Below are 14,651 nucleotides of genomic sequence, written 5' to 3' on the forward strand. Positions count from 1 at the left end.
TCAGGCATTCGCACGACCCACTAAATGCTCGCCGCCATCAACCGGAATATCGCTTCCATGAATAAAATCACACTGCAGTAAAAACTCCAGTGCAGCGACACAATGCTGTGCTGATCCTTGGCGTCCAAGTGGTGTGTAGCGTTCAATCAAGCGACGAAACTCTTCGTCGCTTTCTGTGGTGGCTCGTAAAATAGGTCCTGGCGAAATCGAGTTCACCCGCATCCGGTCGGCAAAAGTGAGAGCCGCCATGCGGGTGAATTCAGCCAAGCTTTTTTTGCTCAGCTCATACGCCGCGCGCGTCTTACTTAACTGGTATATTCTTTGATCGCAGATGTTGATCATATGTCCGCCAGTGCTGTCGTGCGCTTGCAAAAACTGGTAGAATCCCTGCCCTAGAAACATTGGCGCGAAGAGATGTACTTGAAAATTGTCCAGTACATGCGCGAAAGTTACGTTTGCGAGTGACGAAGGCTCAAAGAAACTGGCATTATTGACCAGCACGGTAACCGAAGCGCCCAGCGCCGTCGATAGCGATTCAAACAACTCTTGCTGTGAACCGTGTACTGCGGCGGCATCCCACTGAAATGAAATCGCTTTCCCGCCCGCTCTTTCGATGAGAGCAACCGTCTCTTCCGCACCATGTTGATTGCTCCGCCAACTGCACGCTACCGCGTATCCCCGCTTTGCCAAAGCACACGCCATTTCACGCCCCAGACGTTCACTTCCACCTGTGATAATCGCTCCATTTTTGTGTTCCATTTCGTCACTCCGCTCCGCACGATTTTGATTGCAACCTTTTTGTGTTTTGGTATATGAACATACCTGCTTTTATAAAATTTTTCAGAGGTTTTCATGCAAGTCAACATCGACGACACGTGTGACGATCCATCCTCGTGCACCATCGTCACACGTACCGCGCAGCAGGTGATCCAGCACCTTGCTCCAGATGCTCGTTTTTCCGTTAATTTTCTCCTCTGCGACGACGCGCGCATTCAGCAGATCAACCGCGACTTCCGCCACAAAGACACCCCGACTGACGTTCTGAGCTTTGCGTATTTTGACGCCGACGCCATTCCGCCACTGGCCGAAGAAGTTGAAATCGGCGATATTGCTATTTCGCTCCCCCGCGTTCGGGAAAATAGCGTCACGCATGGCGTAAGTTATCAGCAGGAACTCGAATTTATGGTAATCCACGGAATCCTCCACGTGTTTGGCTACGACCACGAAACTTCACTGGAAGATGAGCAACGCATGCGCGAACTCGAAACGCAATTGCTCAAACTCGTCGAATCCAACCAAACAACACCGACGGTGCAATAATCATGGAAAGTGCCTTATACTTTGAATCGATCATCCTTTTTCTTTGCTTGATTTTTTCGGGAATGTTTTCTGGGAGTGAGACGGCTCTTACCTCGCTCAGTACGCTGAAATGTCGCCATATTATAGAAGTATCAAACGGACGTGCCAACGCCCTTAGGATATGGTTGCGGCACCCCAATCGTATCCTGACGACTATTCTCATCGGAAATAATCTGGTGAATATTCTTGGTTCCGCCGTTGCAACGGGTGTGGCAATTGATCTTTTTGGTAGCGTTGGTATTGGTATCGCCACCGGGATAATGACACTTATTATCCTTGTTATTGGCGAGCTTATCCCCAAAACATTCGCAAAACATAACGCTGAAAGACTCGCACTTCCTGCAATTAAATTTCTGTTGGTAATCTATTTTACCTTATACCCACTGGTACTTTTCTTTACGTGGCTCACCACAACATTTATTTCTTTGAGTGGTGGTAAAACCGAGCACTATGGCCCTGGCATCACCGAAGAGGAAATTGAATACATCATCAACGCCAGCTCTGAAGAGGGCGTGATTCATATGGATAAGTCAGACATGCTTTCGTCAATCTTCGAGTTCAGCGCCACGATTGTCAAAGAAGTCATGCTCCCCAAACCCCATGTATTTATGCTGAGTGCTGATCTGCCTTTTAACGAGATTGTCAGCCGCATCATTGAACGCGGCCACTCACGCATCCCAATTTTTCGCGGTTCCGACGATAATATCGTTGGTATTCTTTTTGCGAAAGATCTTTTGAAAGTATTGCGTGATGGTACTCCGGTGAAAGATTTTAGTATTGAAAAGCTTTTGCGCAAACCCATCTACGTTCCAGAAGTCAAAAAAGTCGACGCACTGTTCCAGGAATTTAAAGAGAAGCGCTTCCACTTCGCTCTCGTGGTTGATGAATACGGGTCGTTTAGCGGCATTGTTTCTATGGAAGACCTTCTGGAAGAAATAGTTGGCGAAATTCGTGACGAATATGACATCCGCGAGAAAGACCTTATTAAAGAGATCGACGGCAACAACTGGACGATTGACCCACGCATTAATATCGACGATTTCAAGGCCTTTTTCGATTTGGAAGAATTTGAGCACCCGCTCGAAAAAGATGGCGACTTCGACAGTGTCGGCGGTTTGATTACGACCATCAACGACGGACTCCCCCACAAAGGGCAGCATTTTATCTATGGCGATTTTGAATTTATTGTTGAAGAAGTGGATGAGCGCAAAATCAAGATGCTCCTCTTCTGCCGTAAAGATACCAGTGAGTGCCTTCTGCCCGACCCACTCAGAGAAGATTAGATAAAGGATCAATTACATGTCATTTAAATCAGGCTTTGTCGGCATCATCGGTCGCCCGAACGTTGGCAAATCGACCCTTATGGCGACTATCCTCGGCCAGAAAATCAGCATTATCAGCGATAAACCGCAAACCACGCGTAACCGCATCCTTGGTGTGTGGCATACACCGGACGCACAGGTGATTTTTGTCGACACGCCAGGAGTCCACCGTGGCAAGCACTCCATCAACACATTCATGCTGAAAAGTGCCCTCTCTGTGCTTGACGATACCGACCTGATCCTGCTCATGGTTGATTACCGCGAAACCGGCGGCGAAGAGTTCGACCTTATCCGCCACGAGCTTGCACGCATGCCGAAAGGGCGCAACGTCATCCTGATTATCAATAAAATCGATCTCGCACCGAAAAAAGAGGCAATTTTACTGGCAATAGAACGCCTGAAAGAGACCTATCCGTTTCGCCATATCGTCCCGATCAGTGCCACGACAGGCGAAAACCTGACCGCGCTGATACCGCTGATCATCGAAGCACTCCCGGAAGGGCCGCGGTATTTCCCCGAAGATATGATCACCGACCGCAGCGAACGATTTTTAGTCGCCGAGTTTATTCGCGAAAAAATCTTCCACCTGACGCACGACGAAATTCCGCACTCCGTGGCCGTAACCATTGACAGCTTTACCGAAGAACCGAAAATCGTCAAAATTGAAGCAACTATTCACGTCGAACGTCAGTCGCAAAAAGGGATTATCATCGGCAAAAAAGGAGCCGTCCTGCGCGAAATCGGCACCACCGCACGGATTGACTTGGAAGCACTGCTCGGCGTCAAAATATTCCTGCAACTCTTTGTGCGCGTTTCCGACGACTGGCGCAAACAGCAAAGCAGACTGCGCGAGTTCGGGTACTCCGACCAGAGTCAATGATCGAAGCTATTCCCCTGCTGCAACGTTCTATGCGTGGCCACTCGCTGTTCTACCTCCTCTTCACACCGCAGGGGATCAGCGAGGGAATACTCCATTCCGTCCGCACGCGGGGGGCACTCAATCGCGGCGAAATAGCGCAGGTGGAGCTGGATGGCAAAATCATCCGTTCATTTACTGCCGAACCAAACCCCCATTTACTCCATCCCGCATCACTAGCGGCCACCCATTTTTGGTGCGAAGTGATTGCCATGCTTGGCCGGAATAGCGATCCTACCGAGCTCTACCCCAGCATTCGCCACACACTGCGCACAGGCTGCCCGCCGCATGCCATGATTACCACCTATCTTCACTTTGTCGCCATGCTGGGAACCGGTCTGTTTGCAGAACACTGCCCCCAATGCCACAGCGCTATGCACCAAGCCGTTGTCACCGCGCACGGCATCGGTTGCCAAGAATGCTGCCAGCGCGGAGCCACACTCCCGCACCATCGCATAGCGTATACCCCAGCCCAAACAGCACTGCTGCGCATTGCGCAACATTTGAGTGCCGAAGAATTTGTGCAACACTGCACGCTTGACACTGACATGTATCGCCAACTCCTCCCGAGCATCGTCGCTCATATCCACTGGCATACGGGAAGAACCGCTTCTGGACGACATCTTTAGTTTTTTTAATATGTCCTCAAACTGGATAACCATAATTCATTGTTGAAAACATACCCCAATGGAGTATACATTGATCTACAAGACTAAAGTTTTTGCTGCGCTAAGCAAAAAGGAACCCTTTTCTGATGACGACCTTATTGGTGCATGTGAAGAGTTGCAAAGTGGCCTCTTCGATGCTGATTTGGGTGGTAACGTCTATAAAAAAAGAATTTCTAAAGGCAATAGAGGCAAGAGCAGCGGCTACCGGACTATTATTGGCGCAGTAGTGGGGGAGAGATATTTTTTCCTGTACGTGTTCGCGAAAAACAAAAAGTCAAATGTCAGCATAAAGGAACAATTTGCTTTAAAAGAGCTTGCAAAAACACTCTTTGGACTTGATCAAGATAGCATCGAACAACTTCTCAATGATGGAGAGCTAATAAAGGTAGGTGAATTATGAGCGATATATTAAAGTCAGTACACCAAACAGCAAAAGGGTTAAAAAAATCTGGTGTAATCGACAAAGAAACCATGCGTAAGTTTGATTCATTGTGCCTGACAGTTGTGCATGACTTTACCCCTGAGCAAGTTCGGAATTTACGGCTTAAATATAAACTATCACAGCCTGTGTTTGCCCAATATCTGAATGTCAGTGACAAGCTGGTAAAAAAATGGGAGCAAGGGCTCAGTAAGCCACGCGGTGCGGCACTGAAGATGCTCTCCATTGTTGAACAAAAAGGCCTTGAGGTGATTACTTAAATGCGTTTCCCATTCAGAAATGGTTAAATGCTCCTCTGATAGAGAATGACGGTTGGGAATAGTACAATCACGGAATTTCGTAACTAGACACCCACCTCACCTCCCTCCGCTATGGCCAATTACCCTACCAGCAAACGGATCCGCTGGCAAACTGCCACTCGCTAAACGTGAATTATGACTTGAAGTTGCTACATATTTCGTTCAATATGGAATTGGATTCCATATTGAACGAGGTAGTTTATGTATGCACGAACTTTGGCAGCCACAATCAAACAAGTGAGCGAAAGCTTTCCGGTGCTGCTTGTGACCGGCCCAAGACAGGTGGGAAAGACCACATTGCTCGAAATGTGCGCCCCACGGGGTATGCAATACGTTTCACTGGATGATCTTGATGTGCGAAGTTTGGCGCAAAGCGACCCCGCACTGTTCTTGCAAACGTACAAGCCTCCGTTGATTATCGACGAGATTCAATACGCTCCCCAGTTGTTTTCGGCCATAAAAATCGTGGTAGATCGGAGCCCGCAAAACGGCCAGTTCTGGCTGACCGGTTCGCAGAAATTCCATCTCATGCAGGGGATTACAGAAAGTTTGGCCGGACGGGTAGCGGTGCTTGACCTACTGGGGCTTTCTGCTGCCGAAATTGCACATCAGGGAGCATCGTCCATACCATTTTTACCTTCAAACGAAATAAAACCGCTCGTAGGTGTTGGGTTAATGGAAACCTACCGCCGAATATGGCTTGGCTCGTTTCCCCGGGTGGTCGATCACCCAGAAATAAGAGATATTTTTTATCGTTCGTATGTGCAAACGTATATCCAGCGTGATGTTCAAGATGTGCTCAGTATCAGCGACGAAATTGCCTTTCACACTTTTCTCGGAGCCATTGCCGCACGAACCGGGCAGCTGCTCAATTATGCCGATGTAGCCAGAGATGTCGCCGTTGACAATAAAACCGTCAAGGCCTGGCTTTCTGTGCTGGAGGCATCTGGCCTTGTCTACCTCCTCCGCCCCTATCATACCAATGTCACCAAGCGGATTATCAAAACGCCCAAACTCTATTTTCTTGATACCGGCCTGTGTGCTTATCTGACCAAGTGGACGAGTCCCGAAGCGCTTGAAGCTGGGGCAATGAGTGGGGCGATATTAGAAACGTTCGTTGTTGCGGAAATTTTGAAAAGCTATTGGCACCATGGCAAAGAGGCGAATCTCTATTTTTATCGTGACACCGATCAAAAAGAGGTTGACGTGCTGATAGAAGCGAATAATACCCTTTACCCGATAGAGATCAAAAAAACCGCAACCCCGTCGCAAAACAGTACCAAGAGTTTTTCTGTACTGCAAAAACTGGGCAAGCCAATCGGGCATGGCGCGGTTCTTTGCTTGACAGAAAAAATAGTACCTTTGTCACTACACGTTATGGCGATGCCAATTGGAGCTGAACGCGCTACACAATAAAGAGAGCAATCAGTGGGAAGAGGCCGTAATTTTTTCTCACCGCTTGATATCTATCAATTCAGGAACCGTTTTCGTGTGGTAGTTTCTGCCTCACATTGGAGGTGCATCTATGTCACAAGTTCGTTCTGATATGTCCGTCAAAGAAATTCTTGATACGTGGCCACAAACATTACCGGTTTTCCGTTCTCACGGATTTGAACAGTTTGCCGATGCCAAAACAGTCGATACCGTTGGGCGTTTTTTGAAACTCGACACACTGCTCAAGCAAAAGCAGTTTGATACCGCCACCTTTATCGCTCGCCTCGAAGAGATCATTACCGAAAAGGATGACTCCGCTGATATCAGCTTAACGCACGACAAACACGCGGCGGGTGACGTGCGTGTCGCTGGCCTACTCCCCTGTCCAGTGCGGATTCCAATTACCGAAACATTCCACGCCCATGCGCAGGAGTTTGAAAAAAGCAGTGGTCTGAAAGTGAGCTATCAACTGGAAGCGGCTTCTGTCGGCGCTCACTGGTTTGCCAACAATATTGATACCGCCAAAGGGATCGATTCACTGCCGGATATTTTCCTTTCTGCCGGATTTGAAATGTTTTTCGATAAAAAAGCGATTGGCGAATGGAAGCGCAATAAAAAGTTTGTCGATACCACGTCGCCCACGGTTAACACCGCCTTTGATTCCATCCAAATCAAAGATCCAGACGGTGATTATTCGATCGTCGCTGTGGTCGCCGCCGTTTTCGTTATTCACAAAGAAAACTACCCTGACCTAGCCATTCCCCGCACATGGGGCGATATCCTGAAGCCGGAGTATGAAAAAAAGGTAGCCCTGCCGGTATCCGACTTCGATCTTTTTAACGGCATGCTACTGACGATTCACAAAGAATTTGGCGATGACGGCGTGCGCTCGCTGGCTCGTTCCATGATCGCCAACCTACACCCCGCGCAGATGGTGAAGGCGGCGAAGCAGCAACGAACCCACAAACCGTTCGTGACAATTATGCCGTACTTCTTCACCAAGATGGTACGTAACAGCGCCCGTTCCGAAGTGGTTTGGCCAGAAGATGGCGCTATCATCAGCCCAGTTTTCATGCTGGTAAAGCGCGAAAAAGCTGAGTTACTAAAACCGTTGACCGACGTCCTGGCGGGAAAAGAAATTGGGGAAATTCTGGGGATTAACGGCCTGTTCCCGTCGCTCAATCCTGAAGTACAGAACGACTTGCCCGCGAGTGCGCCGTGGAAATGGATTGGCTGGGACTATATTTATCAGCACGACATCAGCGATCTTATCGCTCAAACCAATCAGGTATTTGAAGCAGAATGTCAGAAGGAGCCACTGCCATGAAAGTGATTACCGTCGCCGGGCCGCCATCTTCGGGAAAAACATCGGTTATTCTCGGTGTAATTGATGCGCTCAAACAGCACCAAAAAGTTGGCGTGGTAAAGTTTGACTGTCTGAACACTGATGACGATAAACTCTACGAAAAGCGGGGAGTTCCCGTCAAAAAAGGGCTTTCCGGCTCCATGTGCCCTGACCACTTTTTCGTCAGCAATATTGAAGAGTGCGTACAGTGGGGCATCGCGCAGGGGGTGGATATCCTGATCAGCGAATCGGCTGGGCTGTGCAACCGCTGTTCGCCACACATTAAAGATGTGAAAGCCGTCTGCGTGATCGATAACCTCAGTGGAGTTGCTACTCCGAAAAAGATCGGCCCAATGCTCAAATCTGCCGACATTGTGGTGATCACCAAAGGCGATATCGTGTCGCAAGCCGAACGGGAAGTGTTCGCCTACCGCGTCAAAAACGTCAACCCGAATGCGATTATCCTGCACGTCAACGGTATCACCGGACAAGGGGCATACGAACTGGCCACGGTATTTACGGACGCGCCGGAAGACATCACCATGAATGGGAAGCAACTACGCTTTTCGATGCCGTCGGCGCTCTGCTCGTATTGCCTTGGCGAAACGCGCATTGGCGCATCGTACCAGATGGGCAACGTGCGTAAAATGGAAATGAAGGAGTAGGAATCATGAAAAATGCCACTGATATACTGACGCAGCCACTCGCTTCGTTGCTGGAAGCTGCCCCCTATATTCCAGACTTTTTCGACTCCTACGGCATGTCGCTTAACCTTACAGCGCCAACATTGGCAGACTTCCTAGCAACGCTTTCCGAAGATGCCTACGAAGATGCCGGCACAACACCCGAAGCGCTCCGCGAAACCTTCATCGCCTTCTATCAGGGGATGTGCGCCATGAACGCCAGCAATGAGCGCGTAGTCGAATCACTTACCATTATTGGTGGGTTCAGCAAAAGTGGCGAGCCGGAAAACTTTGAACTTACCTTGCGCCCCGGTGACGTCGTCAGCATCGTCGGGCCGACGGGATCGGGCAAAAGCCGCCTGCTCGCCGATATTGAGTGGGTGGCGCAGAAAGATACGCCGACGAAACGGCAAGTGCTCATCAATAATGCCGTACCTGATTCACAATGGCGTTTTTCGCTGGAACATAAGTTGGTTGCGCAGTTGTCGCAAAACATGAATTTTGTTATGGATTTAAGCGTCCATGAATTTGTGGAAATGCACGCCGAAAGCCGCTTAATCGAAAACAAAGATGAAGTCATTCGCAAGATTATTCACGAAGCCAACGAACTCGCTGGCGAAAAATTCAGTGCCGATACCCCAGTGACTTCACTCAGCGGCGGGCAATCACGCGCACTGATGATCGCCGATACGGCCTTTCTCAGCCGTTCGCCGATTGTTCTGATTGACGAAATCGAAAATGCCGGTATTGATCGCCGCAAAGCACTCGACCTGCTCGTAAAAGGGGAGAAAATCGTGTTGATGGCCACGCACGACCCGATCTTGGCATTGATGGCCAGCCGCCGTTTAGTTATCCGCAATGGCGCAGTGTATAAGATTCTGGAAACCTCGCAGGCCGAAAAAGATAACCTCGTTGCCCTGTCTGCTCTCGATCAAAAAATCCTCCGCCTGCGGAATCGATTGCGTAGCGGCGAGACAATCGACAGAGTCGAGTAAGAGACATGTGACGTGAAATTTTTTATTTTATCGCCTCATATCGCTGATAATAGAGAGAGTTGTTTCGAGTAACGTATCCATTTCATTTTGGCATATCTCGAAAATGATTTCAGAATCAAGATGAAAATAGTGATGTGAAATAATATCCCGTATGCCTTTGACTTGCCTCCACGGGATATTCGGATAGCTGAGGAGCAATTTGTGTTCGCTAATTTTATCGATATTTTTAAAACCCTCACCGATCGCTACGAGCCTCATAGAGATACTATCAAGCTTCTCAAGACCATCATCATCCCTTAAAAAATCATCGCTTGAGCGTATTCCATTAAACCTTTTTAGAATAAGCTCTATTGAAAACTTAATATCTTCGAGAGTTGACAGAAGTAATATTTTTTGCTCAGCATCATACATAAATCAAATCTTTCCGAATGGTTTCTAAAAAAAGTGGCTTGATATTTTTATGATCACGAACGATATCAACTTTCCTCTGCAAATCATACTCAATCTGCTCTTTAATAGCTGCCATAGCAAAAAGCGATGGTTTCATAGTGACAAACAAGTCAATATCGCTGCTGTCGCTTGCCGTGTCTTTTGCGTAACTCCCAAACAAGCCAATCCTTTCGACAGAATATTTTTCCTGAAACTCAGGAGAGTGCTCCTTTAAGTAGTTAAGAATGAGAGATTTATCAAGTTTCTTTCTCATTTTAAGGAAACCTCCTTAGACTTCTATGCCCTGAGTTTAATCATAGTTGAATAAAAAACAATGGAGAGGATTACACTTTTCCCTTGAGAAGCAACCCCATTCAACCCTGGTTGCGTCGCCAGCTCAGCCAGATCCAGCACCCACTCGTCATCTCGAACGAATGTGAGAGATCCAGATTTCTCCTCGCGATGCTCGTCGAAATGACAACAGCCTGAAGCAGTAAGACACCTGTTCCTGAATATTTTACAGCATCCACCCGCTTACCCAGTGCAGATTATTGCTCCACAAAAACGTCATCAAAAAACAGCTCTTGATCGAGGGACTTTTGCCATTCGCGGTGTCTTTTTACACTTTCTATACGGCGCTCGCGGGGAAAGTTAAGGAATCGCAGTGCTTCCGCAGGCCCTAAGCCTTTCACCAGTAATTCAACACCTTTTTGCACGACCAACTCGTCACTCATATATCGCGTTGCTTTCATCTCAGATCCTCCTTTCCACAAAACTCTATCGGAGTGCCGCACCAGACGGTACTCTGTACCAGACGACATTTGCGAAGTAGACGATCGTCACACGTAACAAAATCTGACAGCGCAGCTTCAGCAAATGATACATGAGCAGCATCCGCAATGCCAAAACCGCGCTGCACTAAATATTCCGCCCTCGTTCGTGTTGCTTTGGCGTCTAACAGTGTCACAGGATGCCCCACACTGGAAAGGATCGCAAGCAGCTCCATCCGCTCAAAAATTTCAGTAATAGCTGCAATTTCCCGTTGATGTACTGGCGAGTAAACAAGACGAAGCTCCCCAGCACGAACGTGTTGCAAGATAAGACGCACGGCATCACTTTCCAGCCTTATCCTTACAAAGCTTTGATCATCAAACGGACGACAGAGTGCGCAAACATCAAGATAAATAGGACGCTGCGTCATGCAAATCCCCTTGCGAGTAATGAGTATACTGCAAAACATAAAGCAAAAAATGACCTGAGTAAACCCGTTTGACATTTCGTTAGCGCCTCCCACCCTCGACCCCTTGCTTTTGCTTGCCAACCTCAAAGATACGATCTGTAATTCCCCTCCCTTGGAGGGGTGTCGCGTAGCGACGGGGTGGTGCTGAGCAGGAAGTGGCCATAGAGCAGTACCGCACCCACTTGTCATCTCGAACGTATGTGAGAGATCCAGATTTCTCCTCGCGATGCTCGTCGAAATGACAACAGCTCGAAGCAGTAAGACACCTGCTCCAGAATATTTTCCTTTCCTTTCCTTTCTTTTCCCTCCCTCGGTAAGCTTTTGCCCATTGGGTGCGCCGCCTGCGTCAGAGATCCGGCAGACACAATGACCCTCCGTAATTCCCCTCCCTTGGAGGGGTGTCGCGTAGCGACGGGGTGGTGCCAAGCAGGAAGTGGCCATAGAGCAGTACCGCACCCACTTGTCATCTCGAACGTATGTGAGAAATCCAGATTTCTCCTCGCGATGCTCGTCGAAATGACAACAACTCGAAGCAGTAAGGCACCTGCTCCAGAATATTTTCCTTTCCTTTCCTTTCCCTCCCTCGGTAAGCTTATGCCTCTTGGTTGCGCCGCCTGCGTCAGAGATCCGGCAGACACAATGCCCCTCCGTAATTCCCCTCCCTTGGAGGGGTGTCGCGTAGCGACGGGGTGGTGCTGAGCAGGCGGTGGCCATAGAGCAGTACCGCACCCACTTGTCATCTCGAATGAATGTGAGAGATCCAGATTTCTCCTCGCGATGCTCGTCGAAATGACAACAGATCGAAGCAGTAAGACACCTGTTCAGAATATTTTCCTTTCCTTTCCCTCCCTCGGTAAGCTTTTGCCCATTGGGTGCGCCGCCTGCTCAGCTAGACCCCGCACGGGGCGGCCACAGGAAGTGGCCAGTCCGGCACATGTCCACGGAGGGGCATTGTGCCGGATCTCTGAGGCAGGCAAGCAAAACCAATGGGAAGCAAAAGCGCGAGGGCACTTTTCTTTGGTTCTCTCTTTTGGTTCCAAAAGAAAGAACAGCCACTACGCCATTTTGTCACGCCACCCCAAAAAAATACGCCAAAATGACGCACTTGCTCAAGTTTTTTGCTTGACAGCCGAAACGCCCAGTGTTATCTGTCCACTCGTTACCAATTTTGTTTGTAAAAACAAAAAACAAAAAGGAGAAGAGTTATGAAAAAAATCGTTCTTGCTGGACTTACCGTAGCCGCCGTTGCTGCTACATCTTTCGCTGCTGATGTGAAAATTAGCGGGTCTTATGATCTTCGTGGATTTGCTCTCGACAACACAGACTTCAATGCAAATGATGACAATGGCACTGACGCTCGCTTCTACGATCAACGCGTTCGCGTTCAAGCGGTCATGAAAGCTTCTGACGCTATCAGCGTAACTTTGAGAAGCGACCTTTCTGAAGGTGATTGGGGAACAAACGATACACAGAGCAACAATGGTGGCAATAAATTCCGCCTTGATCGTGCTTTCTTGACCATGAAGCTCCCAAGCAACCTTGGTACATTGACTGCTGGTACCATTGGATATGACATTGAGCGCACCGGTCTTCTTCTCAACCTCCACCGCAACGATGGCTTCTTGTACACGAACACGTTTGGCATGGTTGGCGTAGAAGCTGGTAACATTAAAGTTGAAGACAGTGAACTTAATGTAGGCGTAACAGCTGAAGGCGACAGAGATGTGTATCTTGTTAAAGCAACCGTAAAGCCTATGGACAACCTGACAGTAAGCCCATACTTCGTTTATGACAACGATAAAGATGAGGCTCTGGGCGCTAACGTAAAACGCATGGCTCTTGGTGTTGATGCAGGATTCAAAGCTGGAATGTTTGGCGTTGATGGCACCTTGTATATGATAGATGGAAAAGAAGAAACTCCTGGCGCAGTTGACAAAGATCTTGAAGGTCTCGTGTTCAACCTCATGGCCAATGTTAAACCTATCCCTGGCTTGACCATCGGCGCAGGCTACACCTATATGCAAGGTGATGATAACGCAGCAGATAATGAAAATGAAGCCATTGTCTCTTTTGTTGATGGCGATCCAGGCAACAACCCAATGAGAGGGTTCATTTTCTGGAACGACTATTCGCATGACGGAGCTAAGCTCTATGGTACTGATGGAAAGAACGTGTCTCAGCCAGCTTCTGGATACTTCAACGGTATCAATGCGTTCAAACTCTATGCTGACTATGCATTTGATAAGTTTGGTGTAGGTGCTCACGCTATCTATGCTGAAGATGCTGAAACCGTAACTGGCGCAAACGAAAAAGAGATCACAGAGTTTGGCGTGTATGGTAGCTACAAAATCTACGATAACGCTACTCTGACTCTTCAACTCGCTACAGCTGAGCTTGACGAAGCAAATACACAAAGAGATGACGCCACTTTTGCTGGCCTTGGACTTTCTGTTAAGTTCTAATCTCTAACGCTTTGCCCTAAACGAATCTTCTTTACCCTCCCTGTGTGTTACACGGGGAGGGTATTTTTGTTTAAGCACAGGTACTACTGCAGCAGCAGCAGCAGCATAGAACACCCAAACACACAATAGAGAAGGCAGTACTGGACACCCAGTGCGCCGGGATAAGCTGGCAAGAGATCAAGAGGAGGAATTACTGGACACCCACTTTAAGACAAGGAATTACTGGACACCCACTTTAAGACGCATCTAACTTTTCCCATGAAACATGGCATTTCTTTGGATTTTACTTAACACTCTCAAAGCTACAGTATACCAATTTCCTTTTCAGGTACTGCTTCCCTTACCCTACACACAAAGACCTATTCTTATATTTACTCATGGTTTGACTTTGCTTTGCCGGTTTGCTATCGTTTGTCAAGAGGTGATGGTATGCCAACGATCAGTATGTTTTACGGAATACTTATCAGGATGTTTTTCAAAGATATTGAGAGACATCATTTACCTCATATCCATGCTGACTATCAGGGCGATGTAGCAGTATACTCAATCGAAGATGGATCTGTTCTCTCTGGCGGTATTCCACAAAACAAGCATAAACTTGTTGTTGCGTGGATTGAAATTCACAAGGAAGACCTCTTTGCAGACTGGGAATTAGCAGTAAATGGCAGGCAACCATTTAAAATAAAAGGACTTGATCAATGAGAATTGCTGATGTTAAACCATTAGATGATCTCAGTTTACTTATTACAGCATCGGACGGTATAGTTGGTCTCTTTGATGTGAAGCCATACTTGGACTGTGAGGCGTTTGAGGCTTTAAAAGAGCAGACTGAGTTTCGTAAAGTACGCAATGGCGGATACTTTGTCGAGTGGGATTGCGGTGCTGATCTTTCGGCAGATACCATTGCAGCCAAACTTTTGCCCTGTAATGGTCAAGTTTTTTTCTAGGCTCTATACTCTATTGGACACCTAAGAACACACCTAAGAATAAGAACACTACAGGACACCCATATTAATACTGGCATCCAACACCCCCTTGTATAATTTTTGATTTTCTACGT

Annotated in this window: 19 protein-coding genes; 14 read left to right on the forward strand and 5 right to left on the reverse strand. The window is 47.9% G+C overall.

Going from position 1 to position 14,651, the window contains the following annotated elements:
- Entirely contained in the window at nucleotides 1-759 is a 759-nt protein-coding gene (locus P304_RS0101225) for an SDR family oxidoreductase (RefSeq protein WP_027389061.1), read from the reverse strand.
- 93 nt (nucleotides 760-852) lie between these two features.
- On the opposite strand from P304_RS0101225, the gene ybeY reads away from it, so the two are divergent.
- From ybeY to P304_RS0101275, 10 genes are all read left to right on the forward strand, one after another.
- Entirely contained in the window at nucleotides 853-1,320 is a 468-nt protein-coding gene (gene ybeY, locus P304_RS13380; protein WP_051321296.1) for an rRNA maturation RNase YbeY, read from the forward strand.
- Nucleotides 1,321-1,322: 2 nt separating this feature from the next.
- Complete coding sequence (locus tag P304_RS0101235; protein ID WP_027389062.1) at nucleotides 1,323-2,642, forward strand: hemolysin family protein; 1,320 nt, start codon at nucleotides 1,323-1,325, stop codon at nucleotides 2,640-2,642.
- A gap of 16 nt (nucleotides 2,643-2,658) precedes the next feature.
- The gene (era, locus tag P304_RS0101240) at nucleotides 2,659-3,561 is read left to right on the forward strand and encodes a GTPase Era (RefSeq protein WP_201766896.1); all 903 of its coding nucleotides are present in this window, start codon (nucleotides 2,659-2,661) and stop codon (nucleotides 3,559-3,561) included.
- Nucleotides 3,558-4,226: a DNA repair protein RecO C-terminal domain-containing protein gene (locus tag P304_RS0101245; protein ID WP_027389064.1), complete on the forward strand. Its 669-nt coding sequence runs from the start codon at nucleotides 3,558-3,560 to the stop codon at nucleotides 4,224-4,226. The genes era and P304_RS0101245 overlap by 4 nt, the downstream gene beginning before the upstream one ends.
- Before the next feature lie 70 nt (nucleotides 4,227-4,296).
- On the forward strand, nucleotides 4,297-4,665 hold the full coding sequence (locus P304_RS0101250) for a type II toxin-antitoxin system RelE/ParE family toxin (RefSeq protein WP_201766897.1): 369 nt from the start codon (nucleotides 4,297-4,299) through the stop codon (nucleotides 4,663-4,665).
- The gene (locus P304_RS0101255) at nucleotides 4,662-4,964 is read left to right on the forward strand and encodes a helix-turn-helix domain-containing protein (protein ID WP_027389066.1); all 303 of its coding nucleotides are present in this window, start codon (nucleotides 4,662-4,664) and stop codon (nucleotides 4,962-4,964) included. The genes P304_RS0101250 and P304_RS0101255 overlap by 4 nt, the downstream gene beginning before the upstream one ends.
- 240 nt (nucleotides 4,965-5,204) lie before the next feature.
- Nucleotides 5,205-6,419: an ATP-binding protein gene (locus P304_RS0101260; RefSeq protein WP_027389067.1), complete on the forward strand. Its 1,215-nt coding sequence runs from the start codon at nucleotides 5,205-5,207 to the stop codon at nucleotides 6,417-6,419.
- A 109-nt stretch (nucleotides 6,420-6,528) separates the two neighbouring features.
- Nucleotides 6,529-7,764: an ABC transporter substrate-binding protein gene (locus P304_RS0101265; protein ID WP_027389068.1), complete on the forward strand. Its 1,236-nt coding sequence runs from the start codon at nucleotides 6,529-6,531 to the stop codon at nucleotides 7,762-7,764.
- Nucleotides 7,761-8,447 carry a GTP-binding protein gene (locus P304_RS0101270; protein WP_027389069.1) on the forward strand — a complete coding sequence of 229 codons (687 nt, stop codon included), beginning with the start codon at nucleotides 7,761-7,763 and terminating at the stop codon, nucleotides 8,445-8,447. The genes P304_RS0101265 and P304_RS0101270 overlap by 4 nt, the downstream gene beginning before the upstream one ends.
- 5 nt (nucleotides 8,448-8,452) lie before the next feature.
- Complete coding sequence (locus P304_RS0101275) at nucleotides 8,453-9,460, forward strand: ATP-binding cassette domain-containing protein (protein ID WP_027389070.1); 1,008 nt, start codon at nucleotides 8,453-8,455, stop codon at nucleotides 9,458-9,460.
- A gap of 27 nt (nucleotides 9,461-9,487) precedes the next feature.
- Here P304_RS0101275 and P304_RS0101280 read toward each other — a convergent pair whose 3' ends face one another.
- The 4 genes from P304_RS0101280 to P304_RS0101295 form a co-directional block, all read right to left on the reverse strand.
- Entirely contained in the window at nucleotides 9,488-9,871 is a 384-nt protein-coding gene (locus P304_RS0101280; protein ID WP_027389071.1) for a HepT-like ribonuclease domain-containing protein, read from the reverse strand.
- Entirely contained in the window at nucleotides 9,864-10,163 is a 300-nt protein-coding gene (locus tag P304_RS0101285; protein WP_027389072.1) for a nucleotidyltransferase family protein, read from the reverse strand. The genes P304_RS0101280 and P304_RS0101285 overlap by 8 nt, the downstream gene beginning before the upstream one ends.
- A gap of 274 nt (nucleotides 10,164-10,437) precedes the next feature.
- Nucleotides 10,438-10,641 (reverse strand): hypothetical protein, encoded by a 204-nt coding sequence (locus P304_RS0101290; RefSeq protein ID WP_027389073.1) that lies wholly within the window; start codon nucleotides 10,639-10,641, stop codon nucleotides 10,438-10,440.
- Complete coding sequence (locus P304_RS0101295) at nucleotides 10,638-11,090, reverse strand: PIN domain-containing protein (protein WP_027389074.1); 453 nt, start codon at nucleotides 11,088-11,090, stop codon at nucleotides 10,638-10,640. Before P304_RS0101295 ends, P304_RS0101290 begins: the two co-directional genes overlap by 4 nt.
- Before the next feature lie 957 nt (nucleotides 11,091-12,047).
- Here P304_RS0101295 and P304_RS0101300 point away from each other — a divergent pair.
- From P304_RS0101300 to P304_RS13385, 4 genes are all read left to right on the forward strand, one after another.
- Nucleotides 12,048-12,338 carry a hypothetical protein gene (locus tag P304_RS0101300; RefSeq protein ID WP_152514457.1) on the forward strand — a complete coding sequence of 97 codons (291 nt, stop codon included), beginning with the start codon at nucleotides 12,048-12,050 and terminating at the stop codon, nucleotides 12,336-12,338.
- Nucleotides 12,335-13,591, forward strand: coding sequence for a porin (locus P304_RS0101305; RefSeq protein WP_027389076.1), 1,257 nt, complete (start codon nucleotides 12,335-12,337; stop codon nucleotides 13,589-13,591). Before P304_RS0101300 ends, P304_RS0101305 begins: the two co-directional genes overlap by 4 nt.
- Before the next feature lie 429 nt (nucleotides 13,592-14,020).
- Nucleotides 14,021-14,293: a DUF4160 domain-containing protein gene (locus tag P304_RS0101310; protein ID WP_027389077.1), complete on the forward strand. Its 273-nt coding sequence runs from the start codon at nucleotides 14,021-14,023 to the stop codon at nucleotides 14,291-14,293.
- Complete coding sequence (locus P304_RS13385) at nucleotides 14,290-14,538, forward strand: DUF2442 domain-containing protein (protein WP_034763494.1); 249 nt, start codon at nucleotides 14,290-14,292, stop codon at nucleotides 14,536-14,538. The genes P304_RS0101310 and P304_RS13385 overlap by 4 nt, the downstream gene beginning before the upstream one ends.
- Nucleotides 14,539-14,651 lie beyond the last annotated feature (113 nt).

It is taken from the genome of Chrysiogenes arsenatis DSM 11915, from assembly GCF_000469585.1.
Taxonomy (GTDB): Bacteria; Chrysiogenota; Chrysiogenetes; order Chrysiogenales; family Chrysiogenaceae; genus Chrysiogenes; species Chrysiogenes arsenatis.

Excerpts from the sequence above, each read along its gene's own strand:
- P304_RS0101280 (WP_027389071.1), bottom strand. The coding sequence starts at position 9,871 with ATGTATGATGCTGAGCAAAAAATATTACTTCTGTCAACTCTCGAAGAT.
- P304_RS0101225 (WP_027389061.1), bottom strand. The coding sequence starts at position 759 with ATGGAACACAAAAATGGAGCGATTATCACAGGTGGAAGTGAACGTCTG.
- P304_RS0101260 (WP_027389067.1), top strand. The coding sequence starts at position 5,205 with ATGTATGCACGAACTTTGGCAGCCACAATCAAACAAGTGAGCGAAAGC.
- P304_RS0101245 (WP_027389064.1), top strand. The coding sequence starts at position 3,558 with ATGATCGAAGCTATTCCCCTGCTGCAACGTTCTATGCGTGGCCACTCG.
- P304_RS0101310 (WP_027389077.1), top strand. The coding sequence starts at position 14,021 with ATGCCAACGATCAGTATGTTTTACGGAATACTTATCAGGATGTTTTTC.
- P304_RS0101295 (WP_027389074.1), bottom strand. The coding sequence starts at position 11,090 with ATGACGCAGCGTCCTATTTATCTTGATGTTTGCGCACTCTGTCGTCCG.
- era (WP_201766896.1), top strand. The coding sequence starts at position 2,659 with ATGTCATTTAAATCAGGCTTTGTCGGCATCATCGGTCGCCCGAACGTT.
- ybeY (WP_051321296.1), top strand. The coding sequence starts at position 853 with ATGCAAGTCAACATCGACGACACGTGTGACGATCCATCCTCGTGCACC.
- P304_RS0101265 (WP_027389068.1), top strand. The coding sequence starts at position 6,529 with ATGTCACAAGTTCGTTCTGATATGTCCGTCAAAGAAATTCTTGATACG.
- P304_RS0101305 (WP_027389076.1), top strand. The coding sequence starts at position 12,335 with ATGAAAAAAATCGTTCTTGCTGGACTTACCGTAGCCGCCGTTGCTGCT.
- P304_RS0101290 (WP_027389073.1), bottom strand. The coding sequence starts at position 10,641 with ATGAAAGCAACGCGATATATGAGTGACGAGTTGGTCGTGCAAAAAGGT.
- P304_RS13385 (WP_034763494.1), top strand. The coding sequence starts at position 14,290 with ATGAGAATTGCTGATGTTAAACCATTAGATGATCTCAGTTTACTTATT.
- P304_RS0101235 (WP_027389062.1), top strand. The coding sequence starts at position 1,323 with ATGGAAAGTGCCTTATACTTTGAATCGATCATCCTTTTTCTTTGCTTG.
- P304_RS0101255 (WP_027389066.1), top strand. The coding sequence starts at position 4,662 with ATGAGCGATATATTAAAGTCAGTACACCAAACAGCAAAAGGGTTAAAA.
- P304_RS0101285 (WP_027389072.1), bottom strand. The coding sequence starts at position 10,163 with ATGAGAAAGAAACTTGATAAATCTCTCATTCTTAACTACTTAAAGGAG.
- P304_RS0101275 (WP_027389070.1), top strand. The coding sequence starts at position 8,453 with ATGAAAAATGCCACTGATATACTGACGCAGCCACTCGCTTCGTTGCTG.
- P304_RS0101270 (WP_027389069.1), top strand. The coding sequence starts at position 7,761 with ATGAAAGTGATTACCGTCGCCGGGCCGCCATCTTCGGGAAAAACATCG.